Annotated in this window: 16 protein-coding genes; 3 read left to right on the top strand and 13 right to left on the bottom strand. The window is 72.4% G+C overall.

Annotated features, from left to right (window positions below; translation table 11 throughout):
• The first annotated feature begins 32 nt into the window (after nucleotides 1-32).
• Nucleotides 33-1,274 (top strand): glycosyltransferase family 4 protein, encoded by a 1,242-nt coding sequence (locus KZC56_RS07030; protein WP_247638206.1) that lies wholly within the window; start codon nucleotides 33-35, stop codon nucleotides 1,272-1,274.
• Between the two features lie 16 nt (nucleotides 1,275-1,290).
• Here KZC56_RS07030 and KZC56_RS07025 read toward each other — a convergent pair whose 3' ends face one another.
• Nucleotides 1,291-1,857 carry a TetR/AcrR family transcriptional regulator gene (locus KZC56_RS07025; RefSeq protein WP_136032725.1) on the bottom strand — a complete coding sequence of 189 codons (567 nt, stop codon included), beginning with the start codon at nucleotides 1,855-1,857 and terminating at the stop codon, nucleotides 1,291-1,293.
• A gap of 96 nt (nucleotides 1,858-1,953) precedes the next feature.
• Between KZC56_RS07025 and KZC56_RS07020 the strand changes: the two genes are divergently transcribed.
• Nucleotides 1,954-2,796: an alpha/beta fold hydrolase gene (locus KZC56_RS07020; RefSeq protein ID WP_247638205.1), complete on the top strand. Its 843-nt coding sequence runs from the start codon at nucleotides 1,954-1,956 to the stop codon at nucleotides 2,794-2,796.
• Nucleotides 2,797-3,006: 210 nt separating this feature from the next.
• Here the strand turns inward: KZC56_RS07020 and KZC56_RS07015 are convergent, their stop codons facing one another.
• From KZC56_RS07015 to KZC56_RS06960, 12 genes are all read right to left on the bottom strand, one after another.
• On the bottom strand, nucleotides 3,007-5,094 hold the full coding sequence (locus KZC56_RS07015) for an iron ABC transporter permease (protein WP_247638204.1): 2,088 nt from the start codon (nucleotides 5,092-5,094) through the stop codon (nucleotides 3,007-3,009).
• Nucleotides 5,091-6,122 carry an ABC transporter substrate-binding protein gene (locus KZC56_RS07010; protein WP_247638203.1) on the bottom strand — a complete coding sequence of 344 codons (1,032 nt, stop codon included), beginning with the start codon at nucleotides 6,120-6,122 and terminating at the stop codon, nucleotides 5,091-5,093. The genes KZC56_RS07015 and KZC56_RS07010 overlap by 4 nt, the downstream gene beginning before the upstream one ends.
• Nucleotides 6,123-6,150: 28 nt before the next feature.
• On the bottom strand, nucleotides 6,151-6,990 hold the full coding sequence (locus KZC56_RS07005) for an ABC transporter ATP-binding protein (RefSeq protein WP_136032718.1): 840 nt from the start codon (nucleotides 6,988-6,990) through the stop codon (nucleotides 6,151-6,153).
• Between the two features lies 1 nt (nucleotide 6,991).
• A complete protein-coding gene (locus tag KZC56_RS07000) occupies nucleotides 6,992-7,951 on the bottom strand; it encodes a siderophore-interacting protein (protein WP_247638202.1) in 960 nt (319 codons plus the stop codon).
• Nucleotides 7,941-8,741, bottom strand: a complete 801-nt coding sequence (locus KZC56_RS06995) for an ABC transporter ATP-binding protein (protein ID WP_247638201.1) — start codon at nucleotides 8,739-8,741, stop codon at nucleotides 7,941-7,943. Before KZC56_RS06995 ends, KZC56_RS07000 begins: the two co-directional genes overlap by 11 nt.
• The gene (locus tag KZC56_RS06990; RefSeq protein ID WP_136032712.1) at nucleotides 8,738-9,811 is read right to left on the bottom strand and encodes a FecCD family ABC transporter permease; all 1,074 of its coding nucleotides are present in this window, start codon (nucleotides 9,809-9,811) and stop codon (nucleotides 8,738-8,740) included. Before KZC56_RS06990 ends, KZC56_RS06995 begins: the two co-directional genes overlap by 4 nt.
• Nucleotides 9,808-10,851, bottom strand: coding sequence for a FecCD family ABC transporter permease (locus KZC56_RS06985; protein ID WP_247638200.1), 1,044 nt, complete (start codon nucleotides 10,849-10,851; stop codon nucleotides 9,808-9,810). Before KZC56_RS06985 ends, KZC56_RS06990 begins: the two co-directional genes overlap by 4 nt.
• A gap of 28 nt (nucleotides 10,852-10,879) precedes the next feature.
• On the bottom strand, nucleotides 10,880-11,905 hold the full coding sequence (locus tag KZC56_RS06980) for an iron-siderophore ABC transporter substrate-binding protein (RefSeq protein ID WP_136036261.1): 1,026 nt from the start codon (nucleotides 11,903-11,905) through the stop codon (nucleotides 10,880-10,882).
• 188 nt (nucleotides 11,906-12,093) lie between these two features.
• Nucleotides 12,094-12,297 (bottom strand): cold-shock protein, encoded by a 204-nt coding sequence (locus KZC56_RS06975; RefSeq protein ID WP_025104028.1) that lies wholly within the window; start codon nucleotides 12,295-12,297, stop codon nucleotides 12,094-12,096.
• Nucleotides 12,298-12,372: 75 nt separating this feature from the next.
• Nucleotides 12,373-15,249, bottom strand: a complete 2,877-nt coding sequence (locus KZC56_RS06970; RefSeq protein ID WP_247638199.1) for a helix-turn-helix transcriptional regulator — start codon at nucleotides 15,247-15,249, stop codon at nucleotides 12,373-12,375.
• A gap of 68 nt (nucleotides 15,250-15,317) precedes the next feature.
• Nucleotides 15,318-15,548, bottom strand: coding sequence for a hypothetical protein (locus KZC56_RS06965; protein ID WP_136045203.1), 231 nt, complete (start codon nucleotides 15,546-15,548; stop codon nucleotides 15,318-15,320).
• Nucleotides 15,549-15,711: 163 nt separating this feature from the next.
• The gene (locus KZC56_RS06960) at nucleotides 15,712-16,323 is read right to left on the bottom strand and encodes a TetR/AcrR family transcriptional regulator (RefSeq protein WP_247638198.1); all 612 of its coding nucleotides are present in this window, start codon (nucleotides 16,321-16,323) and stop codon (nucleotides 15,712-15,714) included.
• Between the two features lie 94 nt (nucleotides 16,324-16,417).
• On the opposite strand from KZC56_RS06960, the gene KZC56_RS06955 reads away from it, so the two are divergent.
• Nucleotides 16,418-17,059, top strand: coding sequence for a hypothetical protein (locus KZC56_RS06955; protein WP_247638197.1), 642 nt, complete (start codon nucleotides 16,418-16,420; stop codon nucleotides 17,057-17,059).
• Nucleotides 17,060-17,073: the final 14 nt, after the last annotated feature.

Raw genomic sequence — 17,073 nt, 5'->3', positions numbered from 1 at the left:
ACTCTGTTCCGCACGACCTGGGGGTGACCGCCGTGAGGATCGCACTCGTCTGCGACTACGCACTCGACCGCATCGGAGATGCGCAGGCCGTCGTCCTGCGCGAGGCGGAGCTGCTGCGCTCCGCGGGCGACGAGGTGGTGGTCATCGGCGCCGCGCAGCCGGGGAGCGCGCCACGCCCCGTGCCGCCGGGGGAAGCACCGATCCTGATGGCCGCCGCGTGGGTCATCCCCGGCGTCGAGATGCCGGCGATCCGCAACAGTCGTGCCCTGCGAGCGCGGCTGCGGCGCCTGTTCCGGGAGCGGTCGATCGACGTGGTGCACGTGCACTCGGAGTTCGGCCTCACCGCCGCGGCGATCCGGGTGGCCCAGGAGCAGGGCATCCCCGTCGTCCACACGGTGCACACCTTCTTCTGGCAGGGACCGGACCTGCGACGATTCGACCGGGTCGCGGCGGCGGCCGTCCGCGGACTGGCCCGCGTGCTGCGCGGACGCCCTCCTCGCACCGCCCTCGCCGACACCCCGCGCGCGATCGATGCCGCGGTGCGCAGCGTCACGCTCGACGCCGCACTGGAGGCCGACGCCGTGATCTCGCCCTCGGCGCATCAGGCCGAGGCGCTGCGGATCGCCGGGCTGCCGGAGGTGGAGGTGGTGCCGAACCCGATGCCACCGCGCGCGATCCCCGGGGTGCCGCTCCAGGCGGTCGAGCTGCCGCTGCAGGTGCTGTGGGTGGGCCGGCTCACCCTCGAGTCGGGGATCCTGGAGTTCGTGCGCGCGGTGCGACGGGCCGGGGAGGACCTGCCGCCGGGGTCGCTCGTGGCGCGGATCGCGGGAGACGGACCGCTGTACGCCGAGGCGCGCGAGGTCGCGGGGACCGCGGCGCCAGACAGCGGCAGCAGCATCCAGTTCCTCGGTCGCGTCGAGCCGGAGAGCATCCAGCCCCTTCTGCGTGACTCGCACCTGCTGGCCGTCACGTCGTTCGGGCTCGACCCGCAGCCGGTCGTGGTCGCGGAGGCGTTCCGGGCGGCGCGGAGCGTGCTGTACGTCGACCCTCGGCTGCGGGAGGGCCTGGCCGAGGCGGGGATCCTGTGCGGCTCACCCGATGCGAAGGGCATGGCGGCGATGCTGCGCGAGCTCGTGCACCACCCCGGGATCGTGGTCGAGCGCTCGCTGCGCACCGTGACGGCGTCGCACCCGTTCCAGCCGGAGCAGCACCTGCGGGGCGTGCGCGAGGCCTGGGATACGGCGGCTCGGCGGGCGGCCGACGACGACACCTGACGAGAGGTGCCGAAGCTCAGGCGGTGGCGAACGCCGCGTCGATGAGCACCTCGGCTGCCCGGCGCGCGTGCACCGCCGCCTGCGGGTCGGCCGAGATCGCCGCGGTGCTCTGCGCCCCCTCGGCGAGGATCGAGAGCTGGGCGGCCAACGCGGCCGGGGCACCGGTGTCCGCGACCAGCGCGGCCATGTACTCCTGGAACGAGGCCTTGTGCGCGCGGACGATGGAGGCGACCTCGGGGTTCGTCCCGCCGAGCTCGCCGAATGCGTTGATGAACGCGCAGCCGCGGAAGCCGTCGCTGCAGAACCAGTCCTCCAGGTAGCCGTAGACGGCGAGCAGCCGCGCGCGGGGCCCGTCGCCCGCGGCGGCGACAGCGGCGGAGAGACCCGACTCCCATTCGGTGTGCCTGCGGGCGAGGACCGCCGAGACGATATCGGTCTTGGCAGGGAAGAGCGAGTAGAGGCGACGCAGCGACACGCCGGCGGCCGTGCGCAGCTCGTCCATGCCGACGGCCGCGTATCCCTTGCGGTAGTAGAGCTCCTCCGCGGCGGAGAGGATGCGCTCGCGAGCGTCGTCTTCGGTCATGTGCAGAAGTCTACTTGACATGAGAACGCTCGTTCTCTAGATTGGACACATCGAGCGAGAACGATCGTTCTCACCGGAACCGAAAGGACCAGGATCATGGGCTACATCACCGTCGGGAACGAGAACAGCACCCCGATCGAGCTGTACTACGAGGACCAGGGATCCGGGCAGCCCGTCGTGCTGATCCACGGCTACCCGCTCAACGGGCACAGCTGGGAGCGCCAGACGCGTGAGCTGCTCGCCCAGGGCTACCGCGTGATCACGTACGACCGCCGCGGCTTCGGTCAGTCCTCCAAGGTGGGCAGCGGTTACGACTACGACACCTTCGCCGCCGACCTCAACACCGTGCTCGAGACCCTCGACCTGCGCGACGTCGTGCTCGTCGGCTTCTCGATGGGCACCGGCGAGCTCGCCCGCTACGTCGGCCGCTACGGGCACGAGCGCGTCGCCAAGCTCGCCTTCCTCGCCTCGCTCGAGCCGTTCCTCGTGCAGCGCGACGACAACCCCGAGGGCGTGCCGCAGGACGTGTTCGACGGGATCGAGGCCGCCGCCAAGGGCGACCGCTACGCCTGGTTCACCGAGTTCTACAAGAACTTCTACAACCTCGACGAGAACCTCGGCACCCGCATCAGCCAGCAGGTCGTCGACGCCAACTGGAACCTCTCGGTCACCAGCGCCCCGGTCGCCGCCTACGCGGTCGTGCCGACGTGGATCGAGGACTTCCGCGGCGACGTCGAGGCCGTGCGCGCGGCCGGCAAGCCCACGCTCATCCTGCACGGCACGAAGGACAACATCCTGCCGATCGACGCGACCGCCCGCCGCTTCCACCAGGCCGTCCCCGAGGCGACGTACATCGAGGTCGAGGGCGCGCCGCACGGCCTGCTCTGGACCCACGCCGACGAGGTCAACGCCGCCCTGAACGACTTCCTCGCGAAGTAAACCCCCTCCCCCCCTCCTCCACCCACCCACCCCGGCTCGGGGATCGAGAACGCACCTCCGGACACCCCCGGGGGTGCGTTTTCGTTCCCGCCTCCGACCGAACGCGGGGGCGGGCGGAGGCGGGATCAGAAACGCGCCCCCGAACCGGCCCGAGGGTGCGTTTTCGATCCCGCCACGGGACGAACGGACAGGGCGGGCCGGGGAGCGGGGTCAGGCGTCGCGCGAGCGCCAGAGCAGCCAGACGAAGTACGGGGCGCCGATCAGCGCGACCACCAGGCCGGCCGGCAGCTGCGCGGGCGCGATGACCGTGCGACCGATCGTGTCGGCCACCGCGACCAGCAGCCCGCCCAGCAGCACGGCGACCGGGATCACCCGCGCATGCCGCGCCCCCACCAGCGCCCGGGCGGCGTGCGGCGCGACGAGCCCCACGAAGCCGATCACCCCGATCGCCGTGACGCTCAGCGCGGCGAGCACGGCCGCCACCGCGAGCAGCAGCAGGCGCACCGGCTCCAGCCGGATGCCCACCAGCCGCGGCGTGTCCTCGTCGAGCGACAGGACGTCGAGCTCGCGGCGGCTCGACACCACGAACGGCAGTGCGATGACCAGCACGATCACCAGCGGGAGGATCTGCTCCCACGCGCGACCGTACGTCGTGCCGGACAGCCACGTGTAGATCCGCGGGGTGTCCCACGGGTTCGACCGCAGCAGGAAGAACGTCGTGAGCGAGACCGTGAGGTACGACACCCCGATACCCACGAGCAGGAACCGGTCCGCGCTCAGACCTCCTCGCCACGACAGGAGGTAGACCAGGGCGAACGCGAGCAGCGAGCCCGTCACGGCACCCGCGATCATGCCGCCCGTCGACGACGCCGCGCTCGTGATCACCAGCACGGCCCCCAGCCCGCCGCCACCGGTGACCCCGAGGATGCTGGGGTCGGCGAGCGGGTTGCGGCTCACCCCCTGGATCAGCGTGCCGGAGAGGGCGAGCGCGCCTCCCGCCACGACCGCGGCCACGACCCGCGGGGCCCGCTCGTCCAGCGCGAACGCGATCGGCGGGGCCGCCTGCCCCTGCAGCCACAGGGCGATGTCGCCCGTCAGCAGCCACGTGTGACCGGCGAGCAGCCCGAGCAGCAGCACCCCGGCAACCCCGAGCGCCACGACCACCAGGGTCACGCGGAAGCGCACGCGGCTGCGCACACCGAAGCGCACGCGCGGCGGCTCGCGGGTGGGGCCGGCGTCGCGCAGCCGTCGGGCCATGAGCACCAGCACGATCGCGCCCAGCAGCGTCGTCGCGACCCCCGTCGGGATGAGGATCGCGGCCTCGGCGCCGATCAGCGCCCGCAGCAGGGCGTCGGCCAGGATCACCACGATCGCGCCGAGCAGCCCCGCGGCTGGGATCAGCAGCAGGTGCCGGTTCAGGCTGGGCACCACGCGGGACAGCAGCCGCGCGAGCACCGGCGCGCACAGTCCGACGAAGCCCATCGGTCCCGCGAGCGTGACCGACACGGCCGTCAGCGTGACCGCGAGGAGGATGCTGATCGCCCGCGTGGAACGGATCGGCACCCCGAGCGACGAGGCCGTGTCATCGCCGAGCGCCAGGATGTCGAGGCGTCGGGCGAGCACCAGGGCCAGCACGGTGACGACCACCACGACCGGGGCCGCCTGGAGGAACGCGGTCAGCCCGAGCTGCGACAGGCTCCCGCTCCCCCACGCGAGCAGCCCGGTGGTCTCCTCGTCGAACAGGATCAGCAGGGTCGAGGTGCCCGCCTGGAAGGCCAGCGCCAGGGCCGTGCCGGCGAGGATGAGGCGCGTGGTGGACGAGCCGGCACCGCCCGCGAGCCCGAGCACGATCCCGGCCGCCACGAGCCCGCCCGCGAACGCCACCGCTCCGGACGCCCACACGGGCACGGCGATCCCGAACGCGGCGAGCGCCGTGACCGCCAGGTACGCTCCCGCGGTCACCCCCAGCGTGTCGGGCGAGGCGAGCGCGTTGCGGGCGAGCGACTGCAGCAGGATCCCCGCCACGCCCAGGGCGACCCCGACCGCGACGCCCGCGGCCAGGCGCGGGATCCGCGAGCCCCACAGCACGTCGGCCGGGGGCAGCACGGCCCCGCTCGTGCCCTGCGTGAGATGCCAGCCGGCGACCGCGACCAGCAGCACCGCGAGCAGGACGAGCACCCCGACCCCCGTCAGGAGGGCCTTCGGCCCGCGGCCCTCCGCCTCGACGGAGACGGCGGTCGCGCGACGCTCCGGCGCCGCGGGATCCGTCGTGTCGTCGAGGCGGAGGGTCTCGGTCACTTCGAGAGCACCTCGACGAAGCCGTCGACGATCTGCGCGGTCGAGCGGGGGCCGCCGAACGTCCAGATGCCCGCGGGGAACGCGGTCAGGCGGCCGTCGGCCACGGCGGGCAGCGAGGTCCAGGCCGGGTTGTCGGCGAGGGCGTCCATGATGTTCTCCGAGTCGGGGTCTTCCGTACCCGTGTAGAACAGGCTGGCGTCGCCGACGGTGGTCATGCCCTCCACGTCGGTCTGCCCCAGGCCGTACACCGGGTCGACCGTCCCGGTCCAGGCGTTCACGAGTCCGAGCTGCTCGCCGACCTCGCCGACGAGCGAGCCCTGGCCGAACGGCCGCAGGGCGACGTTGCCGCCGTCGACCCAGCCGTCGAAGAACACGAAGTCGCGTGTCGCGAGCTCGCGGTCCGCCAGCTCGGCCTTCGCGTCGTCGAGGTGCTGCTGGAACTCCGCGGTCACGTCGTCGGCGCGCTCCTCACGACCCGTGACCTGCGCGATCAGGTCGAGCGTGTTCAGCATCTTCGCGATGGGGTCCTTCGCATCGGCGCCCACCGTCGCGAGCACCGGCACGTCGTACTCCTCGAGCTGGGCCACGATCGGGTCGTCCGTCCCGCGCACCTCGACGATCACCAGGTCGGGGTCGGTGCCGAACAGGGTCTCCAGGTTCGGCTCCTGCCGCGTGCCCACATCCACCACGTCGTCCGGCAGCTCCTCCGCCGACACCCACGTGGAGTAGCCCTCGGCGTCGGCGACGGCGACCGGGGCCACGCACAGCGTCAGCGCGTCCTCGATCTGCTGCCACTCCAGCACCGCGATGCGCTCGGCCGGCCGGTCGAGCTCGACCGTGCGGCCCAGGTCGTCCGTCACCGAGACGGCACCGGTCGAGGTCGAGGTCGCGTCGTCCGCGCAGCCCTCGCTGGTCGAGACGGGCGCTGCGGCGTCCGAGGCGGACGGCGTCTGCGTGGTGCCGCACCCGGCGAGCGCGAGGGTCAGTGCACCACCGAGGGCGAGCACGGCCAGGGGGGTCTTCTTCATCGGGTGTTCCTCCAGGGGTGGGGGTGGATCAGAGTGCGGTGCCGGCGCGATGCCGGGCGTGATGGCGGCCGCGCGGTCGCACGCGCACCAGCCCGGTCTCGTCGTCGACGACGGTGTCGATGCGCAGCCCGTAGACCTCCGACAGGTTCTCGCCCGTGAGCACCTCGACGGGGGTCCCGGCGGCGTGCACGCGCCCGCGATGCAGCAGCACCACGTCGTCGGCCACCGAGGCCGCGTGGTCGAGGTCGTGCAGCACCACGCCGAGGGCGGTGCCGTGGTCGTCGGCGAGCTCGCGCACCAGGTCGAGCGTCTCCACCTGGTAGCGCAGGTCGAGGTGGTTGGTCGGCTCGTCGAGCAGCAGCACCCCGGTGTCCTGGGCCAGCGCGGTCGCCAGCCACACGCGCTGCAGCTCTCCGCCCGACAACTGGTCGACCGGGCGGGCGGCCATGTCGGACAGCCCGGTGAGCGCGAGCGCGCGGGCCACGGCTGCCCGGTCGGCCTCGGTGATGCCGGCGAAGCGACCGCGGTGGGGGTGCCGCCCGTACGCGACCACGTCGGACACCTCGATGCCGGACGGGTGGGGACGCGACTGCGACAGCATCGCCACGGTCTTCGCGAACTCCTTCGCCGACAGGGCGGCCGCATCCCGCGGCTCGTCCCCGCCGACGCGCACCGTGCCGCCGTCGATGCGGTGCAGGCGGGCGAGGGCGCGCAGCACGGTCGACTTGCCGCTGCCGTTCGGACCGATCAGCGCCGTCACCCGCCCGGGGGCGAGGCGCAGCGACACGTCGTGCACCACGCGGGAGCGGCCGTAGCCGAGCACCAGGGAGTCGCCCTGCAGGGCGGGCCGCCCGTCGGTCGCGGTCACGTCAGCCCCGCATCGCCACGCCGCGGCGCCAGTAGCCCATGAACGCGACCTGGCGGCGGTCGATGCCGAGGTCCTTCACCAGGTGCCGGCGCAGGGTCGTGACCACGCCGCTCTCCCCCGCGATCCAGAAGTAGCGCTCCACCGGGGTCGCGGTCGCGGGGTCGATGTCCTCGCCGAGACCCGAGTACTCCGGCGTCTCCCACAGCAGGTCTTCCGTCTCGACGTCCTTCACCCGGATCTCGTCGGTCGCGTCGGCGTCTCCGAGGTAGCCGAGCACCGCGGGGATGAGCCGGAGGCCGTGCGGCTCACCCACGTCGCGGGGCAGCCAGTGCACCTCCACCCCGGCGGGCGGGTCGATGCGCAGCACGTCGGCCGGCGACGGCACCTCGATGAACGCGACGCCGCGGAGGTCGCGCGGCGCGTCCTCCAGGATGCGGGCGATCGCGGGGGCGGCCGTCTCGTCGCCCGCCAGCACCACGGAGTCGGCGCGACCGGGGCGGTACTCGGCACCGCCGTGCGGAACGACCCCGCGCCGCGGACCGACGAGCCACAGCTCCTGCCCCACGGCGGCCGTGCTCGCCCACCGCGATGCGGGCCCGGTGAGCCCCGGCTCCAGGTGCAGCACGAAGTCCACGTCCACCTCGGTCGTGTCGTCGGCGGCCACCCGCAGCTCGCGCACCGAGTACGTGCGCATCGCGCCGCGCTCGGCCTCGGGCACCGCGAGGTAGGAGCCCCACCAGTCGTCCGTAGTGCGGTCGATCTCGGGCAGCACCCCGGAGGCGGGCGGGAACACGAGCTTGATGCGACTGTCGAACACGGCGCCGGGGGTGCCCAGTTCACGCAGGTCGTCCCCGCCGAGGGTCACCCGCACGAACGAGGGCGACACGCGTTCCACGGCGCGCACCTCGGCGCGGGTGAGGAGGTAGGTCGGGCGTTCGGTCGTGGTCGTCTCAGCGGACATGATGCCTTCCGATGGGGGTGACCATCGGCTTCCCGGAGACCGGGTCGACGGTGATCTGGTTGGGCAGCCCGAAGACCTCTTCCACGAGCTCGGCGGTCACCACGTCCTGCGGCGACCCCGTGGCGTACACGCGGCCGTCCTTCATGGCGACGAGCTCGTCGGCGTAGCGGGCGGCGAGGTTGAGGTCGTGCAGCACCATCACGATCGTGGTGCCGCGGGCGACGCTCAGGTCGGTGAGCAGGTCGAGCACCTCGACCTGGTGGGCGACGTCGAGGAACGTGGTCGGCTCGTCGAGCAGCAGGATGTCGGTCTCCTGCGCGAGGGCCATCGCGATCCACACGCGCTGACGCTGTCCGCCGGAGAGCTCGTCGACGCTGCGGTCGGCGAGATCGCTGATGCCCGTGGCGTCGAGCGCATCGGCGACGACCTCGTAGTCGTGCGCACTCCAGCGCGACAGCGCCCGCTGGTGCGGGTGGCGTCCGCGCCCGACGAGGTCGGCCACCGCGATGCCCTCCGGGGCCACCGGCGACTGCGGCAGCAGCCCGAGGATGCGCGCGACCTCCCTGGTGGGGCGGGTGTGCACGGACGTGCCGTCGAGCACCACCTGGCCGGCCACGGGCGACAGCAGCCGGGCGAGGGCGCGCAGCAGGGTGGACTTGCCGCAGCCGTTCGCGCCGACGATGGTCGTGATCTTGCCCGGGGCGATCTGCAGGTCGAGCCCCTCGACCACGGTGCGGTCGCCGTAGGAGAGCGTCACGCCCTCGGCGGACAGGGTGTGGGCGGCGGTCACAGGGAGCCTCCGGTGCGGTTGGTGCGGATGAGGAGGTAGATCAGGTACGGCGCGCCGACGACGCCGGTGACGACGCCGACGGGGTAGCGCGTGCCGAGCGCGAACTGGCCGATGAGGTCGCCCGCCAGCACCAGCACCGCGCCGACGAGACCGCTGGGCAGCAGGAGGGTCGCGCCCGGTCCGGTGAGCCGGGCGGCGATCGGTCCCGCCATGAACGCGACGAACGCGATGGGGCCGGTGGCGGCGGTCGCGACGGCGAGCAGCGCGACGGCACCGAGGATGAACACCACGCGGGTGACGCCGACGCGCACGCCGAGGCCGGCCGCGGAGTCGTCGCCCAGCTGGAGCGCGCCCAGGGCCCGCCCCTGCGTCAGCAGCAGCGGCACCAGCACGACCGCGGCGATCGCCATCGGCAGCACCCGCTCCCACGAGGCGTTGTTGAGGCTGCCGGTGATCCACTGCATGGCGGTCTGGATGTCCCAGTTCGCGGCGCGGGAGAGCAGGTAGGCGATGACGCTCTGCAGCATCGCCGCGACCCCGATCCCGATCAGGATCAGTCGGGCGCCGGCGAAGCCGCCCTTGATCGCGAGCAGGTAGATCGCGAGCGCGGTGACGAGGGCGCCGGCGAGTGCGAGCAGCGACACCATCGGGCCGTTGAGCGAGAGCACGACGATCCCGAAGACCGCGGCCGCCCCGGCGCCGTGCGAGATCCCGATGATGTCGGGGGAGGCGAGCGGGTTGCGCAGCATGGTCTGGAAGGTGACGCCGGCCATGCCGAACGCGAGCCCCGCGAGGATGGCGAGGATCGCCCGCGGCAACCGCAGGTCGCCCACGGTGAACGACGCCCCCGGCACGGTCTCGCCCAGGATCACGCGGATCACCTCGTCGAGCGGATAGAACGTGTTGCCCACCATGAGCGCGACCGTGAACAGGGCGAGCACGACCACGGCCAGCGCGACCGTGACGAGCGCGTGCCGGCGGTGACGGGCCCGGCGTCCGGCGATCACCCTGGCCGTGCGGGCGGCCGCGGACTCCTCCGCGCGGACGAGCGTGTGCTCCGTGGCGCTCACAGCTCCCTCACCCTCTGTCGGCGGACGATCCAGATGAAGAACGGCGCCCCGATGATCGCGGTGATGATGCCGACCTGGATCTCGTCCGACGACGGCGAGATCACCCGGCCGACGATGTCGCTCGCGGTCAGCAGGGCCGCTCCCGCGAGGGCCGAGAAGGGCAGCAGCCAGCGGTGGTCGGTGCCCACGAGCAGGCGGCACAGGTGCGGCACGATGAGCCCGACGAAGCCGATGGGCCCGGCGATCGCGGTCGCGGCTCCGGCCAGGATCACCGAGCCGAGCGCCGAGACCGCGCGCGTGCGCGCCACGCGCTCGCCGAGCCCCGTGGCCATGTCGTCGCCGAGTGCGAGGGAGTTCATGCCGCGGGCGGTCAGGAAGCACAGCAGCGCGCCGACCGCGAGCACGGGGGCGGTGATCGCGATGCGCGGCCACTCGGCTCCCCCGACCCCGCCGATCTGCCACGACTGGAAGGTCTGCAGCAGGTCGACCCGCGGCAGCATGACCGCGCTGATGAGCGAGGCGAACGCGGCCGAGGTCGCCGCGCCCGCCAGGGCGAGCTTGAGCGGGGTGGCGCCGCCGCGGCCGAGCGACCCGACGGCGTAGACGAACACCGCGGCGGCCGCGGCGCCGGCGATCGCGAACGCCATCTGGCCGTACGGGTTGCTCAGCCCGAAGAACGCGATGCCGAGCACGACCGCGAACGACGCCCCGTTCGAGATGCCGAGGATGCCGGGCTCGGCGATGGGGTTGCGGGTCACGGCCTGCATGGTCGCCCCGGCAAGCGCGAGCGCGGCGCCCACGAGCAGCGCGAGCACCGTGCGCGGGAGGCGCTTGATAACCGCGGCCTGCCCGATCGTGTCGGACTGTCCGCCCAGGGCGGCGAGGATGTCGTCGAGGGAGACCGCGCGTGCCCCGAACGACACCGAGAGCACCGCCAGCACCAGCAGCACCACGACCCCGGCGCACAGCCAGAGGGTGCGCGCCAGCACCGGGCGCCGCAGGGCGGCGGCGTCCGGTGCGAGCACGGGTGCGGAGATCACGGTGACTCTCGGCGGTGGTGCGACGCGGTTACGGCGCGAGCGGTGCGGCCAGGATCGCCAGGTAGTCGTCGAGGCCCCACGGGATGGACAGCGGCGACGGGTTCGCCGAGGCGGCGATGGGCGTGGCGTTGGGCAGGATCGCGACGCGGCCCTCGGCGATCGCGGGGATCTTCGACAGCAGCGGGTCGGCCTGCAGCGTGGCGAGGGTCGTGTCGTCGCCGTAGGTGACCAGCACGTCGACGTCGTCGAACTTCTGCGCCTCCTCGGCGCTCACCTCGAGGTTGAACTTGTCGCTGCCCACGCTCTCCTCCACGATCGCGGGGAACGGCAGGCCGAGGGAGTGGAGGTACCCGGGGCGCGTGTCCGCGGCCGTGTAGTAGCCGATGGTGCTGAGGTCGCTCGGGTCGAAGTACGCGAACAGCACCTTCTTGTCCTTCAGCACGCTGTGGGCCTCGAGCGCGGTGTCGGCGTCGGCGTGCAGCTCATCGATCAGTGCCTCGCCCTCGTCCTTCAGCCCGAGCGCGGTGGCGTTCATCTCGATCATGTCGTCGACCGACGTGCCCCATTGGACCTCGGGGTAGGCCACGACCGGCGCGATCTTGGAGAGCGTGTCGTACTCCTCCTGCGTCAGGCCGGAGTAGGCCGCCAGGATCACGTCGGGCTCGGTGTCGGCCACGGCCTCGTAGTCGATGCCGTCGGTCTCGTCGAACAGCGCCGGGCTGTCGCCGCCGAGTTCGTCGAGCTTCTCCTCGACCCAGGGGAGGATGCCGTTGTCGTCGTCGTCTCCCCAGGTGGCCTTGCTCATGCCGACCGGGACGATGCCGAGCGCGAGCGGGACCTCGTGGTTGGCCCAGGCGACCGTGGCCACGCGCTCGGGCTTCTCGGTGATCGTGGTCTCGCCGAAGGCGTGCTCGATCGTGACGGGGAACGCGTCGTCGGAGGCGGGGTTGCCGCCCGAGGAGGAGGTCGACTCGGGGGCCGAGGACGAGCAGGCGGCGAGCGACACGGCGAGCGCGGCGGCCGCGCCGATGGCGAGCAGGCGAGAGATGCGCACAGGCGTTCCCTTCGGGATGGGAGGAGGGGTGGCGGCACGAGAACGCGCCCGGCCTTTGGTAAGCCTCGCCTAATCTAACCCGAAGTTAGGTCATCCTCAATTCGATGACACCGCACGGAGGTCCGGAGGGATGCGAAAAGCCGGTCGGATCCGATGGATCCGACCGGCTTCAGGAAGTCAGCGCACGCTCAGAGAGCGCGGATGTTCGCCGCCTGCATGCCCTTGGGGCCACGCTCAGCGTCGAATTCGACCTTCTGGTTCTCGCGGAGCTCCTTGAAACCGGAGCCGGCGATAGCCGAGTAGTGGGCGAAGAGGTCTTCCGTGCCGTCATCAGGAGCGATGAAGCCGAAGCCCTTCTCCGCGTTGAACCATTTCACAGTGCCAGTGGCCATGTGTTTTCTACTTTCTGTTAAGCCGGCCGCTGACGCGGCCTGCACCGCACCGGAAGATCCGACACGCGTGCTCGGTCACGCTACCACGGCGGACCTGCCCGACGTCGGGTCGAGGGCCTGCCGTGTGAGCGCCGCCTCCGTGCGCGTGCTGACCCCGAGCTTGCGCAGCACCGCCGACACGTGCACGCTCACCGTCTTCACGCTGATGAACAGGCGCTCCCCGATCTGACGGTTGCTGAGCCCCTCCGCGATGAGGTCGAGCACCTGCTGCTCCCTGGCGGTCAGCAGTTCCGCGTCGGCGGGCGCTGCTCCGGCACGCAGGCCCGCGGCGTCGGCGAATCGTGCGATGGCGGCCCGCAGCGGGGCATGGTCCCACTCCTCCGCGAGCGCGACGGCCTCGGCGACCACGGCGGAGGCGGCCGCGCGCTCGCCGTCTCGCACGTGCACCTGCGCGCGCTCCAGGCGGAGCACCGCGCGGAAGGTCACCGGCACGTCGTCGCCGTCAGCGCGGCGCAGCGCCTCCTCCACCTTCTCCGGTCGCGGGTCGAGCAGGGCATCGAGAATCAGCCCCCAGGCGTCGTGCTGCAGCTGGTCGGGCTGCGCCAGCCAGGCGTCGCGGATCGTGGCCGAGGCCGCCTCGACGTCGACCCCCCGGGACCGCAGCTCCGCGATGATCGCCCCGCCCTCCAGCAGCAGCCGACGCTGATGCAGCAGCGCCGGCTTCTCGTCGTGCACCATCGCGAGGATCGCGTCGAGCGCACCGGTGAGGTCGCCCTCGCTCTGCGCCACCGCGACCGTCATCGTCACGAGGTCGTACCAGATCTGGCGCTCAGAGCCGCCGGTCTCCTCGAACGCCGGCCGCCACTCGCGCAGCATCTCCGCCGCCTCGGTCGACCGGCCGCGCCACGCCAGCACCCGCACGCGCGTCATGCTCATGTACATGCGGAACACCCGCAGCGTGCCCTGCACGAAGTCGCGCGACAGCATCTCCTCGACGCGGTCGATCTCGCCGAGCTCGAGCAGCGGGACGATCATGTTCTGCGCCATGATCGTGCCCGACGTGCGCTCGACGCGCAGCTCCCGCGCGCGGCGCAGCCCCGCTTCGGCCACCGCGACCGCCTCCCGGTACCGGCCGAGCAGCGTCAACAGGTCGGAGTAGTTCACGCGGTAGCGCATCTCGGCGGTCGAGCCGTCTGCCAGCACCCTCGCCCGTTCGAACTCCCGCACGCCCGCCTCGACGGCGCCGAGGTGCGCCAGTGAGCCGCCGCGCATGTTCGCTGCGATCGACTGCTGGTCGCGCGACCCCGCGGCCGCGGCCCGGCGCTCGGCCTCGTCGGCGAGCCGGATCGCATCCTCCCGGTCGCCCGCGATCATCAGGCGACCGGCGAGCTGGTTGAGCAGCTCGGCGCGGAACGCCTCATCGGGCACGTGCTCCTCTGCGATGGCCAGCGCCTCGCGGAGCAGCGGCACGGCCCCGAGCCGCCCCAGGTTCACCAGGAACAGCGCCTTGTTGCGCAGCAGACGGGCGTGCAGTCGCGGGTCGACCGTCGTCGCATCGACCTCGGCGAGCGCGACGTTGGCCACCGCGAGAGCGCGCTCCCCGTCGCCCGCGTTGCGCAGCACCGACCCGAGCACGTGCAGCAGTTCCAGGCGCCCGAACCCCGTCGCGGCGGCGGCGTCCGGCACGAGCGGCCACAGCTCGAGCACGAGCTCGCCGAAGCGCGCAGCACTCGCGAAGGCATACTGCGCCTTGGCCTGCCGCATGGCCTCAGCGGCGGCCGTGATCGCGCGACGGTCGTCTTGCGCGAGCTGCCAGTGATACGCGAGCGCGGCGGCATCGCCCCGGTCGGCGGCCCCCTCGCTCTGCTCCTCCAGCGCCTCGGCGTAGGCGCGGTGCAGGCGGGCGCGCTCCCCCGGGAGCAGATCGTCGTGCACGGCCTCACGCAGCAGCGCGTGCCGGAACCGGTAGTCGTCGTCTTCCACCACGATGATGCCGCTGCGGGCGGCCTCGCGCAGGGCCTCGTCGAGACGCTCCTCGGGCAGCCCGGCCAGGCGCGTGACGAGCGGGTGGCTCAGGGGACGCTCGGCGCCGGAGATGACCCGCACCACACGCCCTGCGTCGTCGCCGAGACGGTCGAAGCGTGCCAGCAGCAGGTCGCGCAGGCTGTCCGGCAGCGGGCCCTGGGAGCACCCGGCGATCTCCTCCACGAAGAACGGCACGCCTTCGGCCCGCACCTGCAGCCGCTCGAGCGCGGACGGCGACGGAGCGCGCCCGGTGATCTGCTCGACCAGCTCGCGGACGGCCTCGTCTTCCAGGCGCGACACCGTCAGCCGCTCCAGCAGCCGCGCCCTCGTGGCCTCGCCGATGAAACGGCTCACCGCGTCGCCGCGACGCACGTCGTCGGTGCGGCAGGTGATGAGCAGCAGGATGCGACCGCGGTTCCACGCCCGCAGCAGGAACGACAGGATGGCCAGGGTCGAGTCGTCGGCCCAGTGCAGGTCTTCCACCACGAGCACCTGCGGCGACTCCTCCGCCGCGGCCTCGACCAGTGACGCCACGGCGTCGCGCAGACGCTCCGGGCTCGTGCGCTCGCGGTCGGCGGGGGCGTCGACGAGCTCGGGCAGCAGCATCCCGAGCGCCTCGATGCCCACGCCGACGACCGCTCGCACGCGCTCGACGCCCATCCGCGCCACGATCGAGCGGAGGATGCCGGTGAGAGGGCCGAACGGCATGCGCGACGCGCCCAGGTCGAGGCACCATCCGACATGCACGTCGGCGGCGTTCGCGACCTCGGCGCCGAACTCGCGCGCCAGGCGGGACTTGCCGATCCCGGCCTCGCCCTCCACCAGCACGGCCGCGGGCACGCCGTCGCGCGCTCCGTCGAACAGACGGCGCACCTCGGCGAGCTCGGCGTCTCGCCCGACCATCGCGGCACTGGGGGCTGGGGCCATGCCTCCATCGTCCCACCCACCGCCGACATCGGGGTCGCGGTGCGGGAACGGCAGCAGGACCGCGTCGGTCACCGGGCGACCGCGGGCTCGCACGGTCGGCACTCGCGCTCCGCGACAGCCGTGCGCGAGACGACCCCGCGCTGCACGAGGCGACGCAGCAGCCGCCGCACGGGCCCGTCCGCCCGCGGCACGATCTGGTCCGCGTGCTCGATCAGGCGGCGGCGCTGCTCGACGGCCGTCGCGATGCGCTCCTGCTCGTGAGCGGTCACCTGCTGGGTCAGATAGGGGTGCTCGAACATGATCTCTCCTCGGCGGTTCGGTGTATCCCTACACTCCGCTCTGAGGCCCCACCGCCACATCGGACGGATGCCCTATCTTCCGCACACCCCGGCGCGACACCCGCCTAGGGAGTGGCGACGACGGAGGCGGTCCGCGCGACGGGCATGCCGTCGAAGGGAGAACTCATGCGGCGGGCGGCCCGCTCATGACCGCGTGGACGGCGAGACGCAGGGTCTCCTTCTCGGCATGGACGCGCACCGTCTCGGAGGGCAGCGCGCGTTCCGTCGCGATGCCCGACGTCACGGTGGCGAGGAACCGCGCGCGCTCCTCGATCCCACCCGCAGCGATCGCACCCTCGTCGACCAGGGTCGTCAGCCACTGCTCGATGCGGTGGCGCCCCATCCGTTCGAGCGCGAGGTAGGTCGCGGCTTGGTCCTCGGAAGGAGGCGTGGCGACGTACGCCTCGTAGAGCGCTCCCCACTGCTGCCTGGCGCGTTCGCCCACGCCCACGTGGGAAAGAAGCAACTGCAGGCACGCGGTCAGGCGCTCTTCGGGCGTGAGGGAGCGATCGTCGATGGGGTCGTCGGGAATCTCCACGTCGTACATCCCCGCGACCACCGTCTCGATGAGCTCCCGCTGGGTGGGGAAGAAGTGCCGCAGCGAGCCGGTGCTCACCTGGGCACGCGCGGCCACGCCCCGCACGCTCAGTCGAGCCGTGGGGTTCTCGCCGAGCATCGTCGCCGCCGCGATGAGGATCTTCGAGCGGGTCCCCGGCTCCTTCGATTCAGCGCCCATGCCCGCCTTCCGCAAACCATCGATCTATCACAGTGTGATAGCTTAGCCCCTCGTTCACTAGCACGCTGTACTAATCGAGACGAGGACCGCGACGATGGGAATCGCGAACTGGCGCAACCGCCGCGTCCGCCACGGGTCAGGAGAACCACTGCGGCGGTACCGCTGGTGGCAGATGTTCAGCCGATCGCTGCGCTCGATCACCCTGGCGTCACCGGACGGCACGGCATCCATCTACACCGTCGACGTGCGCCACGGGGGTGACATGAGCGACGGGCAGGTCCGCGCCCGCCTCTACGTCGACGGCGCACTCCGGTCGTACGCGAAGATGCCCACCCGCTTCGCGGTGCCCGGCGGCCACATCGAGGTCGCGATCACCGGCTTCGGGCTCAAGCGGTGCCACTACGTGCGCCCAGACGGCACCGAAGAACAGCTGTCACCCGATCCGCGATCGGCCGAGGGGCGCCGCGCCCGCCTGCACCACCGGCATCCCCGGGCGAGCCGTGCGATCGGCCTCATCTCCCTCACCCTCGTCGTCGTCGGACTCTGCGTCGAGGTTCCCCAGATCATCGAGGCTCTTTCGCAGATACCGCTGATCGCCGCATCGGTGGGCACCTTCACGTCCCCCATCCAGCTCCCCCTGCACATCAATCTGCTCATCGGGCTCGCGGCCGTCGCCGGCAGCACGGAGCGGGCCCTGCGGATGCGATCGAGCTGGATCGATGAACTCGCCAGTTGAGACCCCACGAAAGG

Origin of the sequence: Microbacterium sufflavum, assembly GCF_023091155.1 — a bacterium.
GTDB classification, from domain to species: Bacteria; Actinomycetota; Actinomycetes; order Actinomycetales; family Microbacteriaceae; genus Microbacterium; species Microbacterium sufflavum.
This window is presented reverse-complemented; position numbering and strand designations above follow the sequence as displayed.

Bases quoted from the DNA above. Each gene is read 5' to 3' on its own strand.
- KZC56_RS06955 (WP_247638197.1), top strand. From the start codon at position 16,418: ATGGGAATCGCGAACTGGCGCAACCGCCGCGTCCGCCACGGGTCAGGA.
- KZC56_RS06965 (WP_136045203.1), bottom strand. From the start codon at position 15,548: ATGTTCGAGCACCCCTATCTGACCCAGCAGGTGACCGCTCACGAGCAG.
- KZC56_RS07020 (WP_247638205.1), top strand. From the start codon at position 1,954: ATGGGCTACATCACCGTCGGGAACGAGAACAGCACCCCGATCGAGCTG.
- KZC56_RS06975 (WP_025104028.1), bottom strand. From the start codon at position 12,297: ATGGCCACTGGCACTGTGAAATGGTTCAACGCGGAGAAGGGCTTCGGC.
- KZC56_RS07000 (WP_247638202.1), bottom strand. From the start codon at position 7,951: ATGTCCGCTGAGACGACCACGACCGAACGCCCGACCTACCTCCTCACC.
- KZC56_RS07010 (WP_247638203.1), bottom strand. From the start codon at position 6,122: ATGAAGAAGACCCCCCTGGCCGTGCTCGCCCTCGGTGGTGCACTGACC.
- KZC56_RS07025 (WP_136032725.1), bottom strand. From the start codon at position 1,857: ATGACCGAAGACGACGCTCGCGAGCGCATCCTCTCCGCCGCGGAGGAG.
- KZC56_RS06970 (WP_247638199.1), bottom strand. From the start codon at position 15,249: ATGGCCCCAGCCCCCAGTGCCGCGATGGTCGGGCGAGACGCCGAGCTC.
- KZC56_RS06960 (WP_247638198.1), bottom strand. From the start codon at position 16,323: ATGGGCGCTGAATCGAAGGAGCCGGGGACCCGCTCGAAGATCCTCATC.